At 41.1% G+C, this 23,448-nt stretch carries 22 protein-coding genes; 3 read left to right on the top strand and 19 right to left on the bottom strand.

Features of this window, described 5'->3' with window-relative positions; genetic code table 11:
* Positions 1-42: 42 nt before the first annotated feature.
* The 11 genes from O3670_RS03880 to cdaA form a co-directional block, all read right to left on the bottom strand.
* The gene (locus O3670_RS03880) at positions 43-636 is read right to left on the bottom strand and encodes a dTDP-4-dehydrorhamnose 3,5-epimerase family protein (RefSeq protein WP_014633275.1); all 594 of its coding nucleotides are present in this window, start codon (positions 634-636) and stop codon (positions 43-45) included.
* The gene (gene rfbA / locus O3670_RS03875; protein ID WP_002883992.1) at positions 636-1,505 is read right to left on the bottom strand and encodes a glucose-1-phosphate thymidylyltransferase RfbA; all 870 of its coding nucleotides are present in this window, start codon (positions 1,503-1,505) and stop codon (positions 636-638) included. Before rfbA ends, O3670_RS03880 begins: the two co-directional genes overlap by 1 nt.
* A gap of 211 nt (positions 1,506-1,716) precedes the next feature.
* Complete coding sequence (locus tag O3670_RS03870) at positions 1,717-3,063, bottom strand: acyl-CoA thioester hydrolase/BAAT C-terminal domain-containing protein (protein ID WP_371595811.1); 1,347 nt, start codon at positions 3,061-3,063, stop codon at positions 1,717-1,719.
* 186 nt (positions 3,064-3,249) lie between these two features.
* Entirely contained in the window at positions 3,250-4,338 is a 1,089-nt protein-coding gene (locus O3670_RS03865) for an NAD(P)/FAD-dependent oxidoreductase (RefSeq protein ID WP_084914686.1), read from the bottom strand.
* Between the two features lie 64 nt (positions 4,339-4,402).
* Positions 4,403-5,230, bottom strand: coding sequence for a ZIP family metal transporter (locus O3670_RS03860; RefSeq protein WP_038675766.1), 828 nt, complete (start codon positions 5,228-5,230; stop codon positions 4,403-4,405).
* A gap of 12 nt (positions 5,231-5,242) precedes the next feature.
* Complete coding sequence (locus tag O3670_RS03855; protein WP_084914688.1) at positions 5,243-6,031, bottom strand: Nif3-like dinuclear metal center hexameric protein; 789 nt, start codon at positions 6,029-6,031, stop codon at positions 5,243-5,245.
* Positions 6,021-6,707: a tRNA (adenine(22)-N(1))-methyltransferase gene (locus tag O3670_RS03850; protein ID WP_084914690.1), complete on the bottom strand. Its 687-nt coding sequence runs from the start codon at positions 6,705-6,707 to the stop codon at positions 6,021-6,023. Before O3670_RS03850 ends, O3670_RS03855 begins: the two co-directional genes overlap by 11 nt.
* 98 nt (positions 6,708-6,805) lie before the next feature.
* Positions 6,806-7,246, bottom strand: a complete 441-nt coding sequence (locus O3670_RS03845; RefSeq protein WP_013990768.1) for a GtrA family protein — start codon at positions 7,244-7,246, stop codon at positions 6,806-6,808.
* A gap of 2 nt (positions 7,247-7,248) precedes the next feature.
* Positions 7,249-8,601, bottom strand: a complete 1,353-nt coding sequence (gene glmM, locus O3670_RS03840; RefSeq protein WP_371595810.1) for a phosphoglucosamine mutase — start codon at positions 8,599-8,601, stop codon at positions 7,249-7,251.
* Positions 8,602-8,823: 222 nt separating this feature from the next.
* Entirely contained in the window at positions 8,824-9,789 is a 966-nt protein-coding gene (locus O3670_RS03835) for a CdaR family protein (RefSeq protein WP_064520533.1), read from the bottom strand.
* Complete coding sequence (gene cdaA / locus O3670_RS03830; RefSeq protein ID WP_084914693.1) at positions 9,786-10,637, bottom strand: diadenylate cyclase CdaA; 852 nt, start codon at positions 10,635-10,637, stop codon at positions 9,786-9,788. Before cdaA ends, O3670_RS03835 begins: the two co-directional genes overlap by 4 nt.
* A 101-nt stretch (positions 10,638-10,738) precedes the next feature.
* Between cdaA and murT the strand changes: the two genes are divergently transcribed.
* Together murT and gatD are read left to right on the top strand one after the other, a co-directional pair.
* The gene (murT, locus tag O3670_RS03825) at positions 10,739-12,082 is read left to right on the top strand and encodes a lipid II isoglutaminyl synthase subunit MurT (RefSeq protein WP_013990772.1); all 1,344 of its coding nucleotides are present in this window, start codon (positions 10,739-10,741) and stop codon (positions 12,080-12,082) included.
* Positions 12,082-12,870 carry a lipid II isoglutaminyl synthase subunit GatD gene (gene gatD / locus O3670_RS03820; RefSeq protein ID WP_155124176.1) on the top strand — a complete coding sequence of 263 codons (789 nt, stop codon included), beginning with the start codon at positions 12,082-12,084 and terminating at the stop codon, positions 12,868-12,870. Before murT ends, gatD begins: the two co-directional genes overlap by 1 nt.
* Before the next feature lie 51 nt (positions 12,871-12,921).
* Here the strand turns inward: gatD and mprF are convergent, their stop codons facing one another.
* The 5 genes from mprF to udk all read right to left on the bottom strand — a co-directional run bounded on the left by mprF (position 12,922) and on the right by udk (position 19,330).
* Complete coding sequence (gene mprF / locus O3670_RS03815; protein ID WP_084914697.1) at positions 12,922-15,477, bottom strand: bifunctional lysylphosphatidylglycerol flippase/synthetase MprF; 2,556 nt, start codon at positions 15,475-15,477, stop codon at positions 12,922-12,924.
* Entirely contained in the window at positions 15,474-16,193 is a 720-nt protein-coding gene (locus tag O3670_RS03810) for an alpha/beta fold hydrolase (protein ID WP_013990774.1), read from the bottom strand. The genes mprF and O3670_RS03810 overlap by 4 nt, the downstream gene beginning before the upstream one ends.
* A gap of 195 nt (positions 16,194-16,388) precedes the next feature.
* Positions 16,389-16,649 (bottom strand): YiaA/YiaB family inner membrane protein, encoded by a 261-nt coding sequence (locus O3670_RS03805; RefSeq protein WP_002883990.1) that lies wholly within the window; start codon positions 16,647-16,649, stop codon positions 16,389-16,391.
* Between the two features lie 89 nt (positions 16,650-16,738).
* Positions 16,739-18,658: an ABC-F family ATP-binding cassette domain-containing protein gene (locus O3670_RS03800; RefSeq protein ID WP_084914698.1), complete on the bottom strand. Its 1,920-nt coding sequence runs from the start codon at positions 18,656-18,658 to the stop codon at positions 16,739-16,741.
* Between the two features lie 36 nt (positions 18,659-18,694).
* Positions 18,695-19,330, bottom strand: a complete 636-nt coding sequence (gene udk, locus O3670_RS03795) for a uridine kinase (protein ID WP_002890688.1) — start codon at positions 19,328-19,330, stop codon at positions 18,695-18,697.
* Between the two features lie 91 nt (positions 19,331-19,421).
* On the opposite strand from udk, the gene O3670_RS03790 reads away from it, so the two are divergent.
* Positions 19,422-20,504: a DEAD/DEAH box helicase gene (locus O3670_RS03790; RefSeq protein WP_371595809.1), complete on the top strand. Its 1,083-nt coding sequence runs from the start codon at positions 19,422-19,424 to the stop codon at positions 20,502-20,504.
* A 52-nt stretch (positions 20,505-20,556) separates the two neighbouring features.
* Here O3670_RS03790 and O3670_RS03785 read toward each other — a convergent pair whose 3' ends face one another.
* From O3670_RS03785 to O3670_RS03775, 3 genes are read right to left on the bottom strand one after another with little or no spacing between them, the layout of a single operon-like run.
* On the bottom strand, positions 20,557-21,720 hold the full coding sequence (locus O3670_RS03785) for an ATP-grasp domain-containing protein (protein WP_139723867.1): 1,164 nt from the start codon (positions 21,718-21,720) through the stop codon (positions 20,557-20,559).
* Between the two features lie 46 nt (positions 21,721-21,766).
* The gene (locus O3670_RS03780) at positions 21,767-22,507 is read right to left on the bottom strand and encodes an esterase family protein (protein WP_002884014.1); all 741 of its coding nucleotides are present in this window, start codon (positions 22,505-22,507) and stop codon (positions 21,767-21,769) included.
* A gap of 46 nt (positions 22,508-22,553) precedes the next feature.
* Positions 22,554-23,381 (bottom strand): alpha/beta hydrolase, encoded by an 828-nt coding sequence (locus O3670_RS03775; RefSeq protein ID WP_002890683.1) that lies wholly within the window; start codon positions 23,379-23,381, stop codon positions 22,554-22,556.
* Between the last annotated feature and the right edge of the window lie 67 nt (positions 23,382-23,448).

Raw genomic sequence — 23,448 nt, 5'->3', positions numbered from 1 at the left:
CAGGCTCCTTGCAGTCGCAAAAATACTGTGCAAGGTTTATTCTTACAAATCTTCTGCTCTTAGTGGTTTAACGTCTTTGAGCAATGGGTGATTTTTATCTGCTTCTGAGACTTCTGCTTCTTCCAAGTTTTCCCACTTAATATCAAGGCTTGGGTCAGCGTAGTTGACAAAGGCATATTTAGGTTTAAGTTCAAGTGCCCAGTAATCGTTTACGAGGTAGCTATATGACACTTTGTCAGACAAAACTTGGAAACCATTGGCAACACCACGAGGAACAAAGATTCCTTTTGAGGCATCAATAACAGTTTGGTAAGTATTCCCAAACGTTTCGCCTTCACGGAGGTCAACCCAAGTTCCAAGAACCTTTCCTTCATCTGCTACTGAGATGTATTTATCCCAAGGCTCAGCGTGCAAGCCACGCAAAACATTTTTACGTGAGAAAGAAACGTTATTTTGCAATTTTCCTTCTGCAAAGAATGACTCTGGAAAACCAAGTGGCAACATCTTTTCCTTTTGGAAGTTTTCCTTGAACCATCCACGGTTATCTCCATGAACAGGAATATCAAATTCAAGCAGACCTGGGATAGCATCAATCTTGCGGGCAGCTAGTTCTTTACCAAAAAATTGTTCAGTCATTATGCTTCTCCAATCAAACGGAGCAAATATTGTCCGTATTCGTTTTTCTTAAGTGGTTGTGCCAATTCAAGAACCTGTTCTTTAGTGATATAACCCATGCGATAGGCAATCTCTTCAAGGTTAGCTACTTGGACATTTTGCAAACGTTGAACTGTTTCGATGTACTGAGCAGCTTGCAAGAGACTTTCGTGAGTGCCTGTATCCAACCAAGCAAAGCCACGTCCCATAAGCTCAACAGAGAGATCTCCACGTTCTAAGTAAGCCTTGTTAACATCCGTGATTTCAAGTTCGCCACGAGGGCTTGGCTTGATGTTTTTGGCAATTTCCACAACATCATTGTCATAGAAATAAAGACCAGTTACAGCAAAGTTTGATTTTGGATGCTCAGGTTTTTCCTCAATCGAGATGGCATTCATATTGTCGTCAAACTCAACAACACCAAAACGTTCTGGGTCCTTAACTTGATAACCAAAGACTGTGGCTCCTTTTTCTTTTGCTTCAGCACGTTGAAGCATGGCAGAAAGACCATTGCCGTGGAAAATGTTATCCCCGAGGACAAGTGCAACACTATCGTCACCAATGAAGTCTTCACCAATGATAAAGGCTTGAGCCAATCCATCTGGACTTGGCTGTACTGCATAAGAAAGTGAAATACCGAACTCAGAACCATCACCAAGGAGCTCTTCAAAACGTGGAAGGTCCTGTGGCGTTGAGATGATGAGGATTTCCTTAATACCAGCCAACATAAGCGTTGAAAGTGGATAGTAAATCATTGGTTTATCGTAAATCGGCATTAGTTGTTTTGATGCAGCACGTGTCAATGGATACAAACGTGTCCCTGAACCGCCTGCAAGAATAATACCTTTCATAAGAAGGCTCCTTTTTCTCTAATATATTACCTATATTTTAGCATTTTTCAGCCCTCTTGTCACGGTAAACCCTATGTTCTTAAGCTTTCATTAAGAAATTCATAAGTGTCCATTTTCTTAATCCAATCAAAAAAGGATTTCGATTGAAACCCTTTTCGATTGAAGATAATATCTTGCAATATTCCCCTTGGGAAGTGTAATTATCATCCTCTTAGTGTCTTTGTGCACTCATCCAGTCAAAGATACTGTTATAAGTTTGTCCATTGACACTGGCACGAGAGCCACCTCCATTGGTTGGATCAGTGGCTACCATTCCACTGTATCCGTCCCAATTTTTCGTATTTTCAGGATGCTGAACGCCAATCACCTGGTCATGGAAGAAATAAATCCAAGCCCAATGACCATCATACTCTGTGCCAGGAAGATCAGTCCCAGTCGCTGTTTCAAAGTATGAGAACCACTTGTTAGTAGCTCCAGAGGTAATCAAGCTCTTATATAAAGGCAAGACACTATTTTCTGGTTGTACTGTTGTATCTGCTTTCGTGTGAATCAACCACATAGGCTGGTTCTTCAGTTTATCAATCCCAGATTGGTCAACAGTTAATGGCGCTGCAATTGGAACGAGAGCTGCAAAATAATCTGGATAGGTTGCTCCCATGGTCAAAACCATACCACCACCATTTGAAACTCCCGCAAGATAGATTCGTCCCTTATCTACCTCAGGGTGATTAGCTAGGTAGGTATCAATGGTCTCTTTGAGTTGGGCTGCATTATCCGACCCCCAAGGTGTCTGCGTTTGAACAGCTAGAACATTAACCCCACGCGCCTGATCACCAGTTGTTAAGAAATGGCCTTGAATCTCCGGCTGGGTAAGCGCATAGACGTCATTTGAAAGAAGCGGAATATTCATGTCTGTCCCTCTTTCACCAATGCCGTGTAACCAGACTATCAATGGTTTGGTGCTATTCCCCGTACCAGTCTGGGCACTATAAGCCGCATACTGCATGTTACCTACCTGACCTCGCTCGTCGAAAACCTTCGTCGTTGGCATCAAACGATTGTTGATAGCATCTTGCTCAGATGAAACCATCTGTGACTGACTACTACCCTCTGCCACTACTGACAAATCTTTCATCGACACCATATAACTTTCCAGCCATTGATTGGTCCAAGTAGAAAGGTTAAAATACATAGGTTCAGCATTCCCACCCATGTTGTAGCGATTATAAGATGGTAGGCTCAATTCAAGCGTCACGTACTTGCTATTGTCATAATAGACCACATGCCCCTTATCATCAGAAACATAAGAGTTCGTTACCTGACGACTGACCCCTGCTGTTGTAACCTGAGTTGAGCTGTGGACAACCTCTGGCGTGACCTTCTGATTAAATTCAAAAATAACTTTGGTTACAGCCGGTCCAAACTCATAACTTTCTAAAACAATACTTGTCTTTGTCACAACCAAGTCATCTGCTGCCCCTGCTTTGACAGATAGTCCTAAACTTATGGCTAGCAAAGTAACAATGACTGTCACATATACTTTAACTTTTTGGAACATAGTCCCTCCCCTTTTTTATTAGTATTCACCTACAATCGATGAACAGTTACTATTTTATCATCTTCTAATTAAATAAGAAATAGATATGAGGAACTCTAATAAAAAAAGAATCAGCTAGCATCCCTCAATAAAGAGAAATAGCTAACTGATTCATAAATTTCAATATATTGGAGGGCTTTAATACTATTAGTCTTTTTTCTTAACGTACTGAGCCACTGGATAGTCTGAACTGTACAAACTACCAGGTCGGTTCATGACCAAATCAACCAGATTTTTTCCAATCAGTGGCCCCGTCGTAAGCCCTGAAGATCCTAAACCTGAGGCGACAAAGACACCCTCAAGTTCTGGAACTTCTCCAAAGAAAGGAGAGAAATCACTCGTGTAGGCTCTAGTTCCCACACGTTCTGAGAAGGACTTGGCAGTACTTAAATCAGGGAAATATGTCTTAGCCTCTTCCTCCAGACTTGCAAGTACAGTCTCATCAACTGTCAAATCAAAGCCTTGGTCATTTTCATGGCTGGCCCCTACCGAAATCTTTCCACCAGCAAAAGGAATGAGATCCAATTCACCCTCTGGCATCAGAACAGGTAATCTACCAGTATCCATGCCCTCAAAGAAATAGTCACGCAATTGCCCCTTTTGGGGGCGAACATCTACGTCAAAACCAAGGGGTTCAAGCGTTTGACCTAGCCATGCACCACAAGAGAGAATGACCTTGTCAAAAGTTTGCCCATTAATCTCGTAAGTGCCATTATCAAGAGGAGAGAGTGTGACTGGCCCCTCTACCTTTTCAAAACCTGAGGCATCAATCAAAGTAGCTGTTAATTCTGCCCCCTCCACTCTAGCTCCTCCAGAAGCATAAAGATAACGGTCAAATCCAGTAAATTCCGGGAGGTCGGCAGCATTTTTTATAGAGAGTTCACCAATAATGGGTGATTCTTCTAGCCTAGTTTCTGCATGCTGATACAAACCGTCCAACTTACTATCATCTTTCTTGAGAAGGGCTACACCAGACTGATCATAGAAGCTCGTGTCATAACCATCATTTTCAAGATCTGAAACTAAATCTTGGTAAAAATCGGCTCCCAATCGGGCCATTCGATACCAGGCCTTATTACGACGCTTGGAAAACCAGGGGCTGATAATCCCTGCTGCTGCCTTGGTTGCTTGCCCAAGACCATGATCAAATACTGTAACCTCTACGTCTTTTTCTTTTGATAAGTAGTAGGCAGCCGTTGAGCCGACGATACCTGCACCAACAATTGCAATTTTCATTTTTTACTCCATCTATTTGAAAAGAGCTGAGTCCTATATCAATAGGCACAGCTCTCTAGTATTTTTAACCTAAGGCCACGTCCATGACCATCATAACAACAAATCCAACCATGAGCCCCAAGGTTGCGACGTCAGTATTACCATTGGTTTGTGATTCAGGAATCAATTCTTCCGTTACCACAAAAATCATGGCACCTGCCGCAAAAGCCAAGGCATAAGGAATAATCGCCATCATCCACATGACAAGAGCAGCTCCCATAACAGCCCCTATAGGCTCCACAATGGCTGACATAGAGCCCCAATAAAAGGCCTTGATACGAGATTTTCCATCTGCCCGAATAGGAATAGAGAGGGCTGCACCTTCAGGGACATTCTGCAAACCAATACCGATAGCTAGGCCAATGGCTCCCATAAGACCAGCAAGTGTCATATTCCCACCAGCTAGGGCACCAAAGGTAACACCAACCGCCAATCCCTCTGGAAAATTATGAATCGTGATAGCCAAAAAGAGCAGGGCTGTCTTGGACAACTTTTTCTTACGAGGTTGAATCCCTTCTGCTTTTGAGATGTCATTTCCTAAATGCAAATGTGGAACGACAGCATCAATCAAACGAAGGGCAACACCACCAAGCAAGAAGCCAGCTGCTGCAGGAAACCAGGACCATTTCCCATAGCCATTTTGAGTCGCATAAGTTAAAGAGGGATCCAAAAGTGACCAAAAAGAGGCCGCAATCATGACACCTGCCGCAAAGCCCATCATGATATCTAACAATTTACGACTAATATTCTTGAAGAAGAAAACAATGGCCGAGCCGACAATGGTACAGCCCCAAGTAAAAAGACCAGCAAGCAAGGCCAAAAAGACCACATTTTGATGTAAAAGCCAAGTCAAAGACACATCCTCCTACAAATGGTCAAAAGGATTGGTTGAGGACTGACTCTCAAGTATGGTCACATTCCAATCATGCTCACGTTTCCAAGCCTCAAGTTTCTCAGCAATCTTTGAAATAAAGAGGGCTTCAATATGGTGCCCAGGATCAATAGCCAAGAGACCATTGGTAATCATTTCCTGACCTGTATGGTAGTAAACATCACCAGTGATAAAGACTTGTGCGCCCTTTTTCAAAGCATCCTTGTAAAATCCTTGACCACTACCCCCACAAATAGCCACATGGCTAACAAGAGGATTATCATGGTCATAACGCACCAAGCGAACACTGTCCAAGCCAAAAACTGCTTTTACTTTAAGAGCAAGTTCTTCAATGGTCTGTGGCACGATATCACCCACACGACCAATTCCATGATTTTCAGAAGTCTGCGTTAAATATGTGGTGTCTTTAATGTCAAGTAAGTCACAGAACCAATCATTAAGGCCATCATTAACAACATCAATATTAGTATGACTCACATAGACTGCAATATCATGCTTAACCAGGTCGAGCAAAATATCTCGGTCAGGCGAAGACACCAAATCCTTAACTGGACGGAAAATTGGAGCGTGTTTAGCAATGATAAGGTCCACACCTTTTTCAATAGCTTCAGCTACTGTATTTTCACGAACATCCAAGGTAACCATGATCTTCTGAATCTCCTTGTCCAGACTACCAATCTGCAAGCCAACCACATCACCCTCCATGGAAAGCTCCTGTGGACAAAAGGCTTCGTAAGTCTTGATAAGTTCACTAGCTAACATGGTTCAAAACCTCCCTAATGGTTTGAATTTTATCTTCAATAGCTGCACGGTCAACCTGATTGGCAAGAGGAATGGAGCCTAAGGCAATCTCAAGTTTATTGATTTCACGTTGCCATTTGAGCTGGAAAACCTGAGATTGTTCTTTCATGAGATGAGGACCAAAACGCACTTCCTTGTCCGAAAGGCTCATGTGTCCAGCTTCTGCCACCATGATTTCGTAGTATTTGCCATTTTCAGTCATGATGGATTCGGCAATAATCTCAAAACCATTTTCTATCAACCAAATACGGAGATCATCTTCACGATTATTTGGTTGTAAAATTAGACGGTCTACGCCTGTTAGTTTGTCCTTTCCAGCATCTAGAATATCCGCAATAAGACGTCCTCCCATGCCACAAATCGTGATAGTTGTTACCTCATCAGCAGGTTCGAAGGCAGCCAAGCCATTAGCCAAGCGCACATCTATTTTATCTTGGAAACCAGAAGCTGAGACATTAGCAAGAGCAGATTCATAAGGGCCTTTCACCACTTCCCCAGCAATAGCTGAAGTAATCAAACCTTTTTCAAGTAAATAAATCGGAAGATAGGCATGATCACTGCCTACATCCAAGAGTTTTGCACCTTTCGGAACGTAGGTTGCTACGTCCTTGAGGCGTTGAGATAATTGTACGTACATGTTTCATCTTTCTATTTTTTTAAGTCTCTTCAATTATATCAAAAAAGGAGGTTGGTAAGAAATGGTTTTAACACATTTCCTAACAACTTCCTTTTTGTTTATACTTTCTCGCCTGTAAAGACGAAGAATTTAGAAATAATGTAGTTCAATACAATGATAAGGACCTGAGAGAATAAACTCTCGATACCATTTACCCAAGCATGACTATGACCAACAAATTGACCAATAATTTCTGGATAGGTATCAACCAAGAAATAGGCCAGAGCCAAATCTAAGACCAAGGTCAAGAGGCGGGCTCCCACGAACTTAACAAAGCGCGTGACCATACCTGTCTTTTCCTGATTAAAGACAAACATGTCATTTGTAAAAAATGCAAAGATAATGGCAATCGCATTTGCTAAGACTGCTGAAAGTGTTCCTTGTTGAGTAAACTGGAAAATCAAAGTACGACTGACCATATAGACCAAAGTTGCCAAGACACCAAAGAAAAGGTACTTGAAAACTTCGGTAGCCATGAAGGCTCTCAGTTTAGCTATCATACTTAGTCCAATCCAATTTCTGCACGAACAACATCAGCAATCGTATCAACGTAATAGTTCACTTCATCATCTGTTGGTGCTTCTGCCATAACACGAAGGAGAGGTTCTGTACCACTTGGACGAACCAAAATACGGCCATTTCCAGCCATCTCAGCTTCCATTTTTTCAATGATAGCCGCAATTGCAGGAACTTCCATAGCCTTATCTTTCATACTATTTTCCACACGGATATTAACCAATTTTTGTGGATAGATAGTCACTTCTGAAGCCAATTCAGACAAGCTCTTACCTGTTTCAACCATGACTTTAGTCAATTGGATTGCTGTCAATTGACCATCACCAGTTGTGTTGTAATCCATGATAATAACGTGTCCAGACTGTTCACCACCGAGGTTGTAGCCGTTTTTACGCATTTCTTCGACAACATAACGGTCACCAACAGCAGTCACTGCCTTGTTAATGCCTTCACGATCAAGTGCCTTGTGGAAACCAAGGTTTGACATAACTGTCGTTACAATGGTATTTTTAGCCAACTCGCCTTTTTGTGACAAATGTTTACCGATGATGTACATCACCTTGTCACCATCAACAATATCACCATTTTCATCAACAGCGATGAGACGGTCACTGTCACCATCAAAAGCAAGACCGATAGCTGAGCCAGTTTCTTTAACCAAGGCTTGCAACCGCTCTGGGTGGGTCGAACCAACACCAGCATTGATGTTAAGGCCATCAGGTTGGTCACCAATAACAGCGATTTCTGCGTTCAAGTCAAGGAAAATGTTACGTGCAGATACCGCCGCCGCACCATTAGCCGCATCCAAGGCAACTTTCATGCCACCAAGGTCAACACCTGTAGCTACCAAGAATTTTTCGTATTTACGAAGACCTTCTGGATAATCAACAAGTGTTCCAAGTCCTTCAGCTGAAGGGCGTGGAAGCGTATCTTCTGCAGCATCGAGAAGGGCTTCAATTTCCGCTTCACGCGCATCATCCAATTTAAAGCCATCGCCACCAAAGAACTTGATACCATTATCAAGAGCTGGATTATGGCTGGCTGAAATCATAACACCGGCACTTGCATTTTCTGTACGAACCAAGTATGAGACGCCAGGTGTTGCAAGTACTCCAAGTTTGTAGACTTCAATACCCACTGAGAGCAAACCTGCTACTAAGGCAGATTCCAACATCTCACCAGAGATACGTGTATCACGTGCCACAAAAACTTTAGGACGGCCAGTCTCGTGTTGGCTAAGCACATAACCACCAAAACGACCTAATTTAAAGGCCAATTCAGGCGTAAGTTCAACGTTTGCTTCTCCACGAACACCGTCTGTTCCAAAATATTTACCCATAATTTTATTATTAGTGCTTGAGCACTAAATCCTCCTTAAACTGTGATGCTGTTTAGCAAGAGTCAATCTAGTGAAATCTATCTAGATAATCTAACTTTATAAGATTTCACCAATATTTTCAACCCCTGATTTTAAACATTTTTAATTGGTTACATTTTTATGAGATTAGTCCCTCTCAATCCCATCCATTATACATGAATTTGGGAGAAAATGTAACTCCCCCTATTTTTGCGTGACTTTTAAGTTAACCTTAACAGTGCCAGGCTGAACCGTAACACCTTCTGCCTTAAGGTCTATGGTTTTTGAAGTGTCTTTAGTCACTTGACTAATGTCGACTGGGACTGTGATGCTATCAATCTTATCCATAGCTTCTTGGCTACCAACGATAGTCACATGCCCACGATCAAAACTATAGCTGATACTAGACACATTGCTAGCCTTATCTCCAGTCAGTTCGACCTTGACAGGGACAGATTTGCTTAATTTTCTCAAACTAATCTTTGCATGTACCTTAGCTGGTGAGATAGAGCTTGCTAGGACTGTACCATTTGTCGAAACTGCTTGAAGAACCAAGTTACCATCATAATCTTCAGACAGGTTGGAATCACCTTCCAATACTGCTTGAACATGGTCAATCTGATTAATGATATCTTCACTCGAGGTCACTTCTACCTTGGTGTTATCCAGGCTAACCTTTTTAACCTCATAGCCATTTGCCAACTTATCAGAAGTGATGTTAGCTACTACGTCAAAGGTTTTGCTGGCTTTTTTACCAATAGTTGCTGTCAAGGTTGATGGTGACACTTGCGCAGACATTCCGGCTGGAAGATCCTTAACCTGAATAGGTACTCGACTGGTTCCTTGGCCTAAATTTGACAAATCAGCAACTAATTTAAAGTGACGTGTATCACTACTTGTCTCAGTCGTTAAAGCCAGCTGTGTTGTCGCTGTCAAATAGACTTCGGCATCATAGGAATAACCACTGATAAAGTACTTATCACTATCATATTTAATATCCACAGGGACCGACTCAACGGTTTGTGTAAAGGTATTAGATGCACTTGAACTATTGCTTTTATTTTGCGAGTTCCCCGACCAGGCTGTGAAAAAGAGTACCACAGCAAAGAAGAGTGCAACTAGTATCTGCCATAAACGATCGTTTTTAAAGAAATTTACCAAACGCTTCATTTTTTGCTACCTCCCATCCAACGTTGGAAGAATGACTGACGTGGTTCTTGTTCTTTCAACAAGATAAGACTCAACTCTTCTTCAAATTCTTGAATAGAAAGATCATGGATGAAATTTCCCTTGTAAGCAATGGAAATCGCACCAGTCTCCTCTGACACAACAAAGGTAAGCGCATCTGTTTGTTCTGAAAGACCAATGGCAGCCCTATGCCTAGTTCCAAATTCTTTGGAAATCTTATTAGATTCCGTCAATGGCAGATAAGAACAAGCCGTCGCAACTCTGTTATCTCTGATGATAACTGCCCCATCATGAAGCGGTGTATTTGGAATGAAAATATTAATTAAAAGTTCCCCAGTCACCACCGCATCAAGTGGAATTCCAGTCGCAATCTGCTCTTGTAAGGTCTGAGTCTGTTCAATAGAAACCAAGGCCCCAATCTTACGAGGACTCATGTACTTAACAGCTTTAACGTAGGCTTGAACCAACTTCTCATCTGAACTAACCTCTTTATTTTGCAAAAAATGCTGAGGCGTACGTCCAAAGGTTTCAAGAGCAGAACGAAGCTCTGGCGCAAAGATCACAACCGCCGCAATGGCTCCATAGTTGATGACCTGATTCATCAAATAAGAAATCGTCGTGAAGCCTATAAAATCAGAAATCAGTTTGACTAAAATAAATAAGACAACCCCTTGAACAAGGGTCATAATTTTTGTTCCTCGTAAGGCCCTAATAAAGCGATAAATTAAAAAAGCAACAATCAATATGTCCAAACTATTGACGATAACTTTCAGCGGACTATCAAAGAGTGACCGCCAAAAATCAATATCAATGGACGAAAGTATTCCCATACATATCACACTTTCTTTTAATTTTTAAACAGTTTCTATTATACCACGAATTCTAACTATTTTGAGACTACAATCACTACTTTTTGTGATAAAATAAATTCATGACTATGAAAACTACCATGGGAATTCTGGCGGGTAAAGCTAGCCATTTCGTCCTTTCAAAATTGGGACGTGGTTCAACCCTGCCTGGAAAAATTGCCCTTAAATTTGACAAAGATATTTTAGACACTTTAGCCAAGGACTACGAAATTGTCGTTGTCACTGGAACCAACGGTAAGACTCTTACAACAGCTTTGACAGTAGGTATTCTTAAAGAAGCTTTTGGGGAGATTGTGACCAATCCTAGTGGGGCCAACATGATCACAGGGATCACTTCTACTTTCCTAACAGCTAAAAAAGCCAAGTCTGGTAAGAAAATCGCTGTCTTGGAAATTGACGAGGCCAGCCTTCCAAAAATCACTGAGTACATCACTCCAAGTCTTTTTGTTTTCACAAATATTTTCCGTGACCAAATGGACCGCTATGGTGAAATCTATACTACTTATCAGATGATTTTAGATGGTGCTGCTAAGGCGCCTGAGGCTACTATTTTGGCTAATGGAGACAGTCCTCTTTTCAATTCTAAAGAAGTAGTCAATCCCGTGCGATTCTACGGTTTTGACACTGAAAAGCATGATCCAGAGCTGGCACATTATAATACTGAAGGCATTGTCTGCCCTAAATGTGAGAGTATTCTTCAGTATCGCCTTAATACTTACGCTAACTTGGGTGACTATGTGTGCCTTAACTGCGACTTCCACCGTCCAGAATTAGATTATAAGCTGACAGAGTTGACTAAAATCACCAACACTACTTCTGAATTTGTTATTGATGGACAAGATTACAAGATTAATGTCGGTGGTCTTTATAACATCTACAATGCCCTTGCTGCTGTTTCTGTCGCTGAATTCTTCGGAGTGGCACCAGAGCAAATCAAAGCTGGTTTTGATAAGAGTCGTGCTGTCTTTGGACGCCAAGAAACCTTTAAGATTGGTGACAAATCATGTACTCTCGTACTAATTAAGAATCCCGTAGGAGCCAGCCAAGCTCTTGACATGATTAAACTTGCAGATTATCCATTTAGCTTGTCAGTCCTTCTTAATGCTAACTATGCTGATGGTATTGACACCAGCTGGATTTGGGATGCCAACTTTGAAAGCATTCTCGAGATGGATATCCCTGAGATTAATGCTGGTGGTGTTCGCCATTCTGAAATTGCTCGCCGTCTTCGTGTGACTGGCTATCCAGAGGATAAGATTACGCAAGCAGAAAAACTTGAAGATATTATGGCCTTGATTGAAAAACAAGATTGTGACCATGCCTATATCTTAGCGACCTATACTGCCATGCTTGAATTCCGTGATATTCTTGCTCAACGTCATGCTGTCGGAAAGGAGATGAACTAATGACCTATACTTCACTCAAATCTCCAGAAAATCGTGACTACACCTACGACCTAAACGTTGCCCACCTTTATGGTAATCTGCTCAATACCTACGGTGACAACGGTAATGTCCTTATGATCAAATACGTGGGGGAAAAACTTGGTGCTAAGATGACCTTTGACATCGTTTCAGTTGGAGATGACTTCGACAAGGACCACTACGACATGGTCTTCTTTGGAGGTGGTCAAGACTACGAACAATCTATCGTTGCCAAAGATCTCCCATCTAAACGTGATGCCATTGGTCAATTCATCCAAGATAATAAAGTGATCCTAGCCATCTGTGGTGGTTTCCAACTTCTTGGACAATATTACATCCAGGCTAACGGTGTCCGTATTGATGGTATCGGCGTCATGGGTCACTACACCCTTAATCAAGAAAATAACCGTTACATTGGTGATATCAAAATCCATAACGAAGAGTTTGATGAAACTTACTATGGTTTTGAAAATCACCAAGGACTCACCTTCCTTTCTGATGATGAAAAACCACTTGGTAAAGTAGTCTACGGTAACGGTAATAACAAGGAAGATGGTACTGAAGGCGTCCACTATAAAAATGTTTATGGTAGCTACTTCCATGGACCAATTCTTTCTCGTAACGCCAACCTTGCCTACCGTTTGGTCACAACTGCCCTTCGTAACAAATATGGCCAAGACATTCAATTGCCAAGCTATAATGATATCCTTTCAAGCGAAGTTGCCGAAGAATACGCAGATACTAAATCAAAAGCAGAATTTGAGAAATAATTCTATAACATAGTAAATAGCGAAACCTCAGGGTTTCGCTATTTTTTATATCTATTTCCAAAGACGTCTTTTCTTCAATCTGTCTTCAATTTTACGATTATCAATCCTTAAAATGGCAATCATATCAAACAAGAGCCAAGTTCGTTTAGGATAAACAATGTATTTTGGAGACCATATTGGAGAGAACTTTTCCTTATAACGTTGGAGCCCACTAAAAGAGTAAAAACGCTGGGCAAAGACATAGACCAAATTGGCAACCTTCTCTTCCAAGAAGCTATCTTCTTCAGTACCCACATTCGCGAGTGGAGCCATTCCCATATCAAAGTATTGCTTTCCTTCCGCTTGGAAGTACTGGAAGAGTTTGACAAAGAGGTAATCCATGATGCCTTCAGGTGCCTTTTCAAAATCATAACGCATAAGGTCAATCGTCGCCACCCGTTTGTTTTTGGTTGGCATGATATTAGCAAAGGCTACAATTTCTCCTTCCTCACTCTCCACAATAGCAATCGGTGCCTGCTGCAGATAGGCTTCATCAAAGAAACCAAGAGAGAAGCCCTTCTCCTTACGACCGTTAAGCCAAATATCTGAGACAGCCTTCATTTCTTGCATCTGAGTCTCTGAAAATGGAGGATCAAGCAATTTAAACTGGAAACCTGCTTTTTCGACACGATTGGTTGGTTTACGGAACTTCTTACCATGCTTACCATCGACAGAGAACGTCGTCAAATCAACCATGGCGTTTTCCCCAAATTTCATAAAATCAAAGCCATAATCATGAAGCATCAGGGTAATACTCTCGTCTGCCTCATAAAACAAGGCTTGTAAATTCCAATCTGATAGTGTCTTCAAGAAAGATTCCCAAGCTGCTCGGTAATAGTTTTCATTACCAATTGGATTTCCCATAACCACACACTTATTGCTGGTTTGTGCAAATTGGAAAACTACCTGGTCTTGTCCATCGACACGATACCAAAAGAGGCGTTTATCATGTAAATAAGCCAGAGCACTTTCTGATGCACCTCCGTATTTCTCAAGGAGAGCTGTGAAGCGCTCGTCATCCATACTTTGACCAAAGGGCCTACGGGGTGCCAAAATTCTCAAGACTCCCCAAACAATGGTTGCAATGATAACTGATGCCAGTAAAATATCAAACCAAATATGAACAAAATGTCCAAGAACATCCCGGTTCTTAGGTGGCAATAAATGAGACCAAAAACCGCTGCCACCCAGAACAAGAAGAACCAGAATAGTAAAGGCTAGGAAAAGGAAATCCTTGGTTTTGTCTTCCCAACTATAAACAAAGTAACGATGATACAACCTCTTTCTGATGATCAACATAAGCACCAAAGAAAGTACAATTAGGAAAGACATAGCCCAAGAAATACCATTGAGATTGACATAAATCAAGGTCAAGACAAAGGTTATTAAGGAAGCAATGAAAGCTCCCTTAACCCGACGTCTGATGAGACGAGCCATGAAAATGAATAGGGTTCCAAATAGGATACTTGGGAATTGCCAAATCAACTGTTCCTGAATAGGATCAAAACTGCTAATAAAGTAGACATTTGCCAAGCGTTCAGGGATTAAGGCTGACAAAATCAAGAAAATCCCTAAAAAACGCAGCAAATACACGAGAAAACGGTGGAGAGTTCCACCAAATACTCGTGAAGAAAGTTTGAAGTATTTCTCGTTGATACGCCCTCCCATGTGTTTGAAAAAGAAGACAACACCTAACAAGAAGGGAATAACGTAGTAAGTTAAACGAAAGAGCAAGAGCAGACTAACCGCAAGAGCATTACTAACCCCCATAGAGGTCAGACCGGTAATCACAATCAAATCGAAACTACCAATCCCGCCCGGAATCATAGAGAAGATACCAATAATAACCGCTAGGAAATAAAGAGGAATCAGATTATAAAGAGGAACATGCAAGCCCATTAAATAAGCTACACTTACAAAGCTTCCAAGGGCCGTTCCCCATTCAGCTGTCGAAGCTAAAAGAAGACTTAGCCTCGTTTTCAATGGTACTTGACCAAAATAGGCTAATTTTTCACGACTAGAAACAAAGAAAATAAAAGGCAGATAAAGGAAAACAACCAGTAACAGTAACCAATACTTTCTTAAATCCGGACTTAGAGGGAAGAACCAAAAGACAGCGAATACCAAACCACTTAAAAGGGATAGGCCAGACATAAAGTAAGGCAATAAACGAGAAAGTGCCTTAACACCCGTCTTTTCCTGCCCATCCTCAGAATAAAAGGAATATCGCAGACCCACATCGACCAAACCAGCAAAACCAGCTAAATTATTAATGGTATTAACAGCCCAACTTGTTTCTAAGATATAGGATTTGGAATAATCCGTTTCTAGCTCCTTATTCAGTATGATGTCATAAAAGAGCATAGGGGAGACAGCGACTAGTCCGATGATAGCCATCAAAACAAGATGCCAAATAGACAAACCGGCCAGAGCTGACTCAAGTGACTCTAGAGTGATGGTCCGTTTGAGGCGAACCAATTCTATGACGACAAGAACCGTAATCGAGATAAAGAAGATAGATTTAACGGCCGCTTTTAAAGGTTGAAGTCTCTCTAAAAGACGCTTCATGCCACCACCTCTTTTCGACTAATTCTCACAAGCTCACGAATCATTTGATTGAAAATCTTATATTTACGTTGAGCTAGACGATGCCCTTCTCGACGTTGGACATAGAGCTTATGAATTGGAAAGAGTTCCGAAATCTCCCTAGAATGCCTGATACTGATAACATCCCTTTGCCCCATAACTACCCAAACAGGATAGGCAGCCTGATGTAGACGTTCCCTATCTAGTGGCAAGTCATGAAGCATAAGCCCCGTTACCTGAGCCATGATATCCATTTTAGATGAAAATGGTGACAAGGCTTTTAAGCAAAGATATTGTATATAGACCGCGAATCTTGAGCGTCTCGTCAACCCATTAAAGGTCATATTTCCCGCATTAAGCAAGAGCCCTGCAATCCGGTCAGGATAACGACTAGCATAAACCATAGCCAAATTGGCACCATCACTATGACCGACAAATAAGGCCTTCTTGATATTCAAATATTGCAAAATTTCCTCCAAATCGGCAGCCATCTGTTCAAAGGTCATCTTAACACTCTGACGACTGGACCTGCCGTGATTACGACTATCAATGAAAATTAAACGATAGTCTCGATACAGAATTCCTTGCTTACCAAAGTAATTTCCTGACAAATTATTGCCATGCAAAAAAACAATTGGAAAGCCTTTACCGAGATCACGATAATAGATGATTTGACCATCTTTCACTTTGAATTCCATAATATTACCTACCTTTTCACTAACGCATTCTTATACGATAATTAGTCTTATAAGGCATTGAGGCTGATGAATTGGACTTATCTCATTCCAAAACCATCTAACCCTCTTCACTCCATTATAACACTTCAACTAGGAAAGAGTCAGAATATTTGTGCATTTTCTGCAAAAAGAAAAAGCCTTTTCAGGCTTCTCTTCTTATTGTTCGAAAGTTTGTTGTGCGATGAGTTTGTTATAGTTTTCTTCATCTTCTTGATTATCACGGACAACCTTAGATACTGTAAAGGAAGATGAAATCAAGCCAACACATCCCATGAGGTAGTAACCCTTAACCATCAAAGGCTCTTTAAGGGTATAGAGGCCTACCAACATCAAGATTACGAAGAAGGCAAATGATCCCCATGCCATCATGTTGAAAGATGTTGTGTTACGATACACTTTTTTCTTTACTTTGTTCATAAAGTTAGTCTCCTTTTATATACTAAGACCATTATACCAACAATGTAAGCCTTTAACAACTCAAAATATGAAAAGGTTCTCATCATCCCTTAACCTTCCATTTGTTCTGATAAGTCACTCCACTCTTCCATTAGAGCCTCTTGAGAAACTGATAAGTCATCGAGCTCTTTTTGCAAGTCAGACAATTCTGCCACATCATTTGTTTCAAGCATGGCAGCAGAAATTTCCTCCAAGCGTTCCTCAATAGTCTCTAGCTCATTTTCAATTTGCTCTATGCGTCGGCTTAGTTTACGCATCTCTTTTTGATTGGCTTTTTGAGCTTGATAATCACTAGCTCCCGCTGAAGCTACTTGGACTTCCTCTGAGACTTGATTTTCCTCTGCCTCAAGACGTGCTAACTCTTCAAGCTCCGCCTTCTTCTCAAGGTAGTAATCGTAATCTCCAAGATAAATGGTTGCTCCATCCTCAGAAATTTCCATCACTTTGGTTGCCACACGGTTGATAAAGTAACGGTCATGGCTGACAAAGAGAAGTGTTCCATCAAAGTCAATGAGGGCATTTTCCAAGACTTCCTTACTATCAATGTCCAAATGGTTGGTCGGCTCATCTAGGATGAGGAAGTTGTTGTTTTCCATTGATAATTTAGCTAGGAGCAGGCGAGCCTTCTCACCACCTGAAAGCATGGAAACCGACTTTTTGACATCATCACCTGAGAAGAGAAAGGCGCCCAGACGGTTACGAATCTCAACTTCTGGAGTTGTCGCAAAATCATTCCACAATTCATCAAGAACAGTGTTTGACGGTGTCAAGGCAGATTGGGTTTGGTCATAGTAACCCACTTCAACATTGGCACCATAGGTTGATGTTCCCTTGATAAATGGCAGTTTACCTACTACAGACTTGATAAAGGTTGTTTTTCCGATACCATTAGGTCCCACAATGGCAATGGCATCCATCTTCTTAACATCCAGGGAAATAGGCTCTGAGAGAATCTCATCATCATAACCAATAGCAGCATCTCTAACTGTCAAGACCACATTCCCAGAGACCTTGTCCGCATGAAAGGTCATATTGGCTGACTTCTGGCCTTCTGTTGGCTTATCTAGGCGTTCCATTTTCTCTAGCTGTTTACGACGGGCTTGAGCACGCTTAGTTGTAGAGGCACGGACAATATTACGATTAACAAAGTCCTCCAACTTAGCAATTTCCTTTTGTTGCTTTTCGAAGTTCTTTGCTTCAGTAGCCAATTTTTCAGCCTTGAGATCCATGAATTTTGAATAGTTTCCGACATAACGATCTAAACTATGTTTGGTCAAATCCAGGGTTACTGTCGCCACCTTATCCAAAAAATAACGGTCGTGACTGACAATGATTAGAGCTCCCTGATAATTGACCAAGTAATTCTCCAACCAGGCAATGGTCTCGATATCCAAGTGGTTGGTCGGTTCGTCCAGTACCAAGAGCTCAGGCTTCTCAAGCAGCATTTTCGCCAAAGCCAGGCGCGTGTTTTGCCCTCCAGAAAGATCGGAAATGGGCATCTCCCACATGCTTTCATCAAACTTAAAACCATTGAGAATAGCCCTGATATCAGATTCATAGGTAAATCCACCACGCTGTCTGAAATCCTCGGAAAGGCGATCGTAGTCAGTCATTAACTTGTCCAATTCTGCCCCAGTCAACTCAGCCATCTTCAATTCCATGTCACGAAGACGTTTTTCATCTGCACGAAGACCTGCAAAGACATTTAACATTTCCGCATAGATGGTATTACTAGACTCAAAGCGACTATCCTGAGCCAAGTAAGACAAATTCAAATCACGTTTTGTATTGATTTCACCACTCGTCGGCGCTTCCTCTCCAACCAAGATTTTCAATAAGGTTGATTTTCCAGCACCGTTACGGCCAACCAAGGCAATACGATCACGTTCATCTACCTGAATATTAATATTATCAAAGAGCACATCTCCTGAGAAAGAGCGCTCAATCTTGTTTCCTTGTAAAATAATCATAACGCTTCAATTATACCAAAAAAGCCAAGCTCCTGCTTAGGCTTTCTGACTTTCTTTCAAAATGCTTGCTACCTTAGTATTAATCAAATCGATAGCAACAGTATTTGTGACGCCTTCAGGAATCACCACATCTGCGTAGCGTTTCGTAGGTTCGATAAACTGGTGATACATAGGTTTAACCACACTGATATATTGCTCAATGATACTATCCAAGCTACGTCCACGCTCTTCCATATCACGCTTGATACGACGAATAATACGAATGTCATCATCAGTATCTACAAAGAGCTTGATATCCATCAAATCACGCAAGCGTTTATCCTCAAGTACCAAAATCCCCTCAACAATGAAGACATCCTGTGGTTCCTGACGATAAGTCTTTTCACTGCGAGTGTGTTGGGTGTAGTCATAAATGGGAATATCCACTGGACGCCCAGCAATCAGCTCATTGATGTGTTCAATCATAAGATCTGTATCGAAGGCAAAGGGATGGTCGTAGTTCGTTGACACACGCTCTTCAAAAGTCAAATGTGACTGATCCTTATAATAAGAATCATGCTCAATCATGGCAATTTTCTCATCTGGAAAATTTGATAGAATGGCACGAGAAACACTGGTCTTACCACCACCAGAGCCACCCGTAACCCCAATAATAATCGGTTTTTTAGGCATGGTAAATTCCTATCTAATATAGTCTTTCTTATCTATTCTACACTAAATCATGATATAATAAAAGCAAATCCATATAGAAAATGAGACTTTTATGTTTAAAAACTTTCCTGAACAATGGCAAGACCTCCTTAAAGAAAAAGGAATCACTACAGAGACTGCCATTCAAAAAGAACTCTTTGCACCAATCACTGAAGGAGACAATATCCTAGGTATCAGTCCTACAGGAACAGGTAAGACTCTAGCCTACCTTCTCCCATTGCTCCTCTCACTCAAGCCCCAAAAATCTCAGCAATTGCTTATCCTAGCACCTAATTCAGAGCTTGCTGGACAGATTTTTGATGTGACCAAACAATGGGCTGAGCCACTAGGACTCACTGCCCAACTCTTCCTTTCTGGCTCTAGTCAAAAGAGACAAATTGAACGCCTGAAGAAAGGACCGGAAATTCTCATCGGAACACCTGGCCGTGTCTTTGAGCTGATTAAACTCAAAAAGATCAAGATGATGAATGTCAACACCATCGTCCTAGATGAATTTGATGAGCTTCTCAGTGATAGCCAATACCACTTTGTGACAAAAATCAGCCACCATGTTCCTCGTGACCATCAAATGATCTATATTTCGGCAACCAACAAAATTGACGATCAAGATCTTGTCGAAAATACCATCGTTTATGACCTATCTGATCAGGAATTAGACACCATCAAACATTATTATATCAGCGTTGATAAACGTAACCGTGTCGAACTTCTTCGTAAATTCTCCAATATTCCTGACTTCCGTGGCCTTGTCTTTTTCAACAGTCTTTCTGACCTTGGGGCTACTGAAGAACGCCTCCAATTTAACGGGGCTTCAGCGGTATCATTGGCTAGTGACATCAACGTCAAATTCCGTAAGGTTATCTTGGAAAAATTCAAGAATCATGAGATTTCACTCTTACTAGGTACTGACCTCTTGGCACGCGGCATCGATATTGAAAATCTAGAGGTAGTCATCAACTTCGATATACCTCGAGATCGCGAAGCCTATACTCACCGTGCAGGACGTACTGGTCGTATGGGAAATGAAGGTAGCGTCATTAGCTTTGTAACCCATCCAGAAGACCTCAAAAAACTTAAAAAATTCGCCAAAGTTTCAGAACTGGTTCTTAAAAATCAAGAACTTCACGAAAAATAAGGCATTACAAAAGCACTTCAGTTTACTCTGAAGTGCTTTTAACATATACAGATTAGGCTTTTTTACCAAAGTCCTCAATCATTTGTTCCATTTCCTCACGACTTGGAGTTGTCAACATATAGAGGAAGTCACCTTGCAACTCTGCAAAGGCTGCAGGCATGATTTTCTTAACTTTAAGTTGTTCACGATACTTATCAAAAAGTTCTTCTTCTGAATAAGCATAGTGAGAGCTTGCACGACGTGAAGTCGCCAAACAGTAAAGTGGCTCAAACTGAGAAGCTGGGAATGGTTCGCCAGCAACGATATCCGCATACCCCTTGTACAAATCGAAAGAGTGAGCATAGTTATATACGTCGATTGTGAAACCACCTGCTGGACGGTTGTTATATTCAATAGCAATATAATCGTCACCATCACGGAAGAACTCAATATGGAAGAAACGTTCCTTCATACCAAATTCTTTGACAATTGCCTCACCATACTTACGTAACTTAGGATCCATTTCCTTAAGAACGTAATAAGAATTATCCATCTTGTAAATCATCAAGTCAAGTGGTGTGTGGGCATAATCAAAAGTTGTCGAGAAGACAATATTACCATCATGATCAATCAAACCATCGAAAGTACAGATTTCGCTTGAAGTTACAAATTTTTCAAAGAAATAAACTGTTTCATGATCCCACTCAGCCTTAAAGTGATTGATATCATCTTCTGTTTCAAGTTTGAAGGTTGCAGCTGCACCAACCCCATTATCTGGCTTAGCAATCATTGGAAGACCGATTTCTTTCACAGCTTTATCCACATCTTCATCAGTTTTAATGACAGCACCAGGTACAACTGGAACTCCAGCTTTTTGGAAGAGTTTTTTCATTTCAGACTTAAATTTAGTCTTCTTAAGATCTTCTGGCTTAGCACCAAAAACATTGAACTGTTCACGAAGAGCAGCATCCAATTCCAACCAGTATTCGTTATGAGATTCGATTCGGTCAATTGGGCCGTGTTTATAGAAAAGAAAGGCTACCGCACGTTTAACTTCATCCAAGTTTTCCAGATTGTCTACACGGAAGTACTCAGTCAAAGCCTCTTTCAAAGGTTGATCCAATTGTTCATAAGGCTCTTGACCAATACCAAGAACAGTGATGCCCTTATTAGCAAGTTCAACTGTAAACTGTTGGAAGTTTTGTGGATAGTATGGTGAAATAACAAGATAATTCATTAGTAATTCCTCTTTTATAGTTATTTAGATGGGATGGACAAAGAAATTATAGGTTCATATTGTCAAGGAAATAAGGCATTTGTTTACGCCACCATTCCCAATCGTGAGCGACATCATGACCCCACTCAGAGAACCAAGCTGGAATATTCTTTTGTTCAAAGGCTTCCTTGAGTTTATAGTAAGATGGAAGACCATCTTGTTCCCATGCACCAAGACCTGTACATACGATGATCTCAGCTTGACGGTAGCGGTCGATAAACCAACCATCATTTTGGTTCCAGATATAATCTGATGGGGAATTTTGGTAAATAGCTTCGTCCCCTCCAAACTCACCCACAAAGAAACGAGCATCGTAGACACCACTAAGGGCTACTACTTTGTTGAAAACATCAGGGTGTTGCAAGAAGAAATTAAGCGCATGGTATGCCCCCATTGAACAACCTGTTGTCATCATTGGATCAAACCAACCAGTTTTGTGTTTGATAAATGGAATAGCTTCTTCAATAACATAACGTTCATAAGCGCGATGCATTTCAGCACGATCATGTGGGTTTTTCCAATCACAAAGCCAGCTTTCACTATCCACACTTGAAAGTGTAAAGAATTGTACGCGTCCTTCTTCGATAAAACGTGCACAAGCATCAATCATACCAAAGTCATAGTATTCGTTATGGCTACCACCTGATGAGGCAAAAACCACAACAGGGATACCAGCGTGCCCGTAACGGTTAACATACATTTCACGGTTAAGTTGACCACTCCAGTGGCTAAGATGTTCGATATTCATATTTATATTCCTTTTCCTAAATTAAATTAATTTGCGTTAATAAAGACTAGTCCCATTTTTCAGCGAAAAAGCGAAGACAGTCTGGTAAATTCTCAGCCCAAGCTTCTTCATTGTGTTCAGCACCAGATTGAATGTGAATCTTGATATTTTCCAAATCAACCCCACGAGCAATCAAATCATGATAATAGCTCAATGAAGAGTCTATATAAGCCTGCTTAATATTACCAGCCATCAAGGTCTTATCAGTATCATCAGCTTCCTCAGTTCCTACATATATGTAGACACGTTGATCTGAATCGAGCTTTTGACGCGACATGTAACGATCAAAAGCATCCTGATGCAACCAGTTAGCTGAAGAAAATACCCCAAGACAACCAATCTGCTCCTTATAATCAAGCCCCATAAACTGAGTGATATTACCACCAAGAGATGAACCAATCATAGCTGTATGCTGACGATCAGAGAGGGTACGGTATTCCTTATCAATAAAGGGTTTAACCACATCCATGACAAACTCTGCATACTCTACACCCTTACCTCCGAACTGGACACCAGGGATATTAGATTCTTGGTACTTCCACGCAGAATACTCATTCATACGGCCAGGACCATCATTATCAATGGCTACAACAATCATGCGCGAAATATCAGGATTACGCTTGATTGTTGGGATAATCTTCCAAGAATAGCCAGAAAACGACTCCTTACTATAAAGAACATTCTGACCATCATGGAAATACACGACAGGGTAAGAACGATCTGTATCCGTTTCATAGTTCTTAGGTAGAAGAACACGCACACGACGAAGTTTACCAGTGTATGGTACCTCTAACTCATGCGTCTTCATGACCAAGTAAAAATAAGATTTATTCATTGTCAGAAAACTCTCTATATTCGAAATTTAGTTCTATTATACCATATTTTAAAAGAAAAAGAGCCCC

Source organism: Streptococcus sp. 27098_8_74 (genome assembly GCF_041431705.1).
In the GTDB taxonomy this organism is placed as follows: Bacteria; Bacillota; Bacilli; order Lactobacillales; family Streptococcaceae; genus Streptococcus; species Streptococcus salivarius_E.
This window is presented reverse-complemented; position numbering and strand designations above follow the sequence as displayed.

Bases quoted from the DNA above. Each gene is read 5' to 3' on its own strand.
- O3670_RS03855 (WP_084914688.1), bottom strand. From the start codon at position 6,031: ATGTTAGCTAGTGAACTTATCAAGACTTACGAAGCCTTTTGTCCACAG.
- murT (WP_013990772.1), top strand. From the start codon at position 10,739: ATGACTATGAAAACTACCATGGGAATTCTGGCGGGTAAAGCTAGCCAT.
- udk (WP_002890688.1), bottom strand. From the start codon at position 19,330: ATGCCTAAAAAACCGATTATTATTGGGGTTACGGGTGGCTCTGGTGGT.
- O3670_RS03805 (WP_002883990.1), bottom strand. From the start codon at position 16,649: ATGAACAAAGTAAAGAAAAAAGTGTATCGTAACACAACATCTTTCAAC.
- O3670_RS03780 (WP_002884014.1), bottom strand. From the start codon at position 22,507: ATGAATATCGAACATCTTAGCCACTGGAGTGGTCAACTTAACCGTGAA.
- rfbA (WP_002883992.1), bottom strand. From the start codon at position 1,505: ATGAAAGGTATTATTCTTGCAGGCGGTTCAGGGACACGTTTGTATCCA.
- O3670_RS03845 (WP_013990768.1), bottom strand. From the start codon at position 7,246: ATGATAGCTAAACTGAGAGCCTTCATGGCTACCGAAGTTTTCAAGTAC.
- O3670_RS03880 (WP_014633275.1), bottom strand. From the start codon at position 636: ATGACTGAACAATTTTTTGGTAAAGAACTAGCTGCCCGCAAGATTGAT.
- O3670_RS03785 (WP_139723867.1), bottom strand. From the start codon at position 21,720: ATGAATTATCTTGTTATTTCACCATACTATCCACAAAACTTCCAACAG.
- glmM (WP_371595810.1), bottom strand. From the start codon at position 8,601: ATGGGTAAATATTTTGGAACAGACGGTGTTCGTGGAGAAGCAAACGTT.
- O3670_RS03810 (WP_013990774.1), bottom strand. From the start codon at position 16,193: ATGGAATTCAAAGTGAAAGATGGTCAAATCATCTATTATCGTGATCTC.
- mprF (WP_084914697.1), bottom strand. From the start codon at position 15,477: ATGAAGCGTCTTTTAGAGAGACTTCAACCTTTAAAAGCGGCCGTTAAA.
- O3670_RS03865 (WP_084914686.1), bottom strand. From the start codon at position 4,338: ATGAAAATTGCAATTGTTGGTGCAGGTATCGTCGGCTCAACGGCTGCC.
- O3670_RS03870 (WP_371595811.1), bottom strand. From the start codon at position 3,063: ATGTTCCAAAAAGTTAAAGTATATGTGACAGTCATTGTTACTTTGCTA.
- gatD (WP_155124176.1), top strand. From the start codon at position 12,082: ATGACCTATACTTCACTCAAATCTCCAGAAAATCGTGACTACACCTAC.
- O3670_RS03790 (WP_371595809.1), top strand. From the start codon at position 19,422: ATGTTTAAAAACTTTCCTGAACAATGGCAAGACCTCCTTAAAGAAAAA.
- O3670_RS03800 (WP_084914698.1), bottom strand. From the start codon at position 18,658: ATGATTATTTTACAAGGAAACAAGATTGAGCGCTCTTTCTCAGGAGAT.
- O3670_RS03775 (WP_002890683.1), bottom strand. From the start codon at position 23,381: ATGAATAAATCTTATTTTTACTTGGTCATGAAGACGCATGAGTTAGAG.
- cdaA (WP_084914693.1), bottom strand. From the start codon at position 10,637: ATGGGAATACTTTCGTCCATTGATATTGATTTTTGGCGGTCACTCTTT.
- O3670_RS03835 (WP_064520533.1), bottom strand. From the start codon at position 9,789: ATGAAGCGTTTGGTAAATTTCTTTAAAAACGATCGTTTATGGCAGATA.
- O3670_RS03850 (WP_084914690.1), bottom strand. From the start codon at position 6,707: ATGTACGTACAATTATCTCAACGCCTCAAGGACGTAGCAACCTACGTT.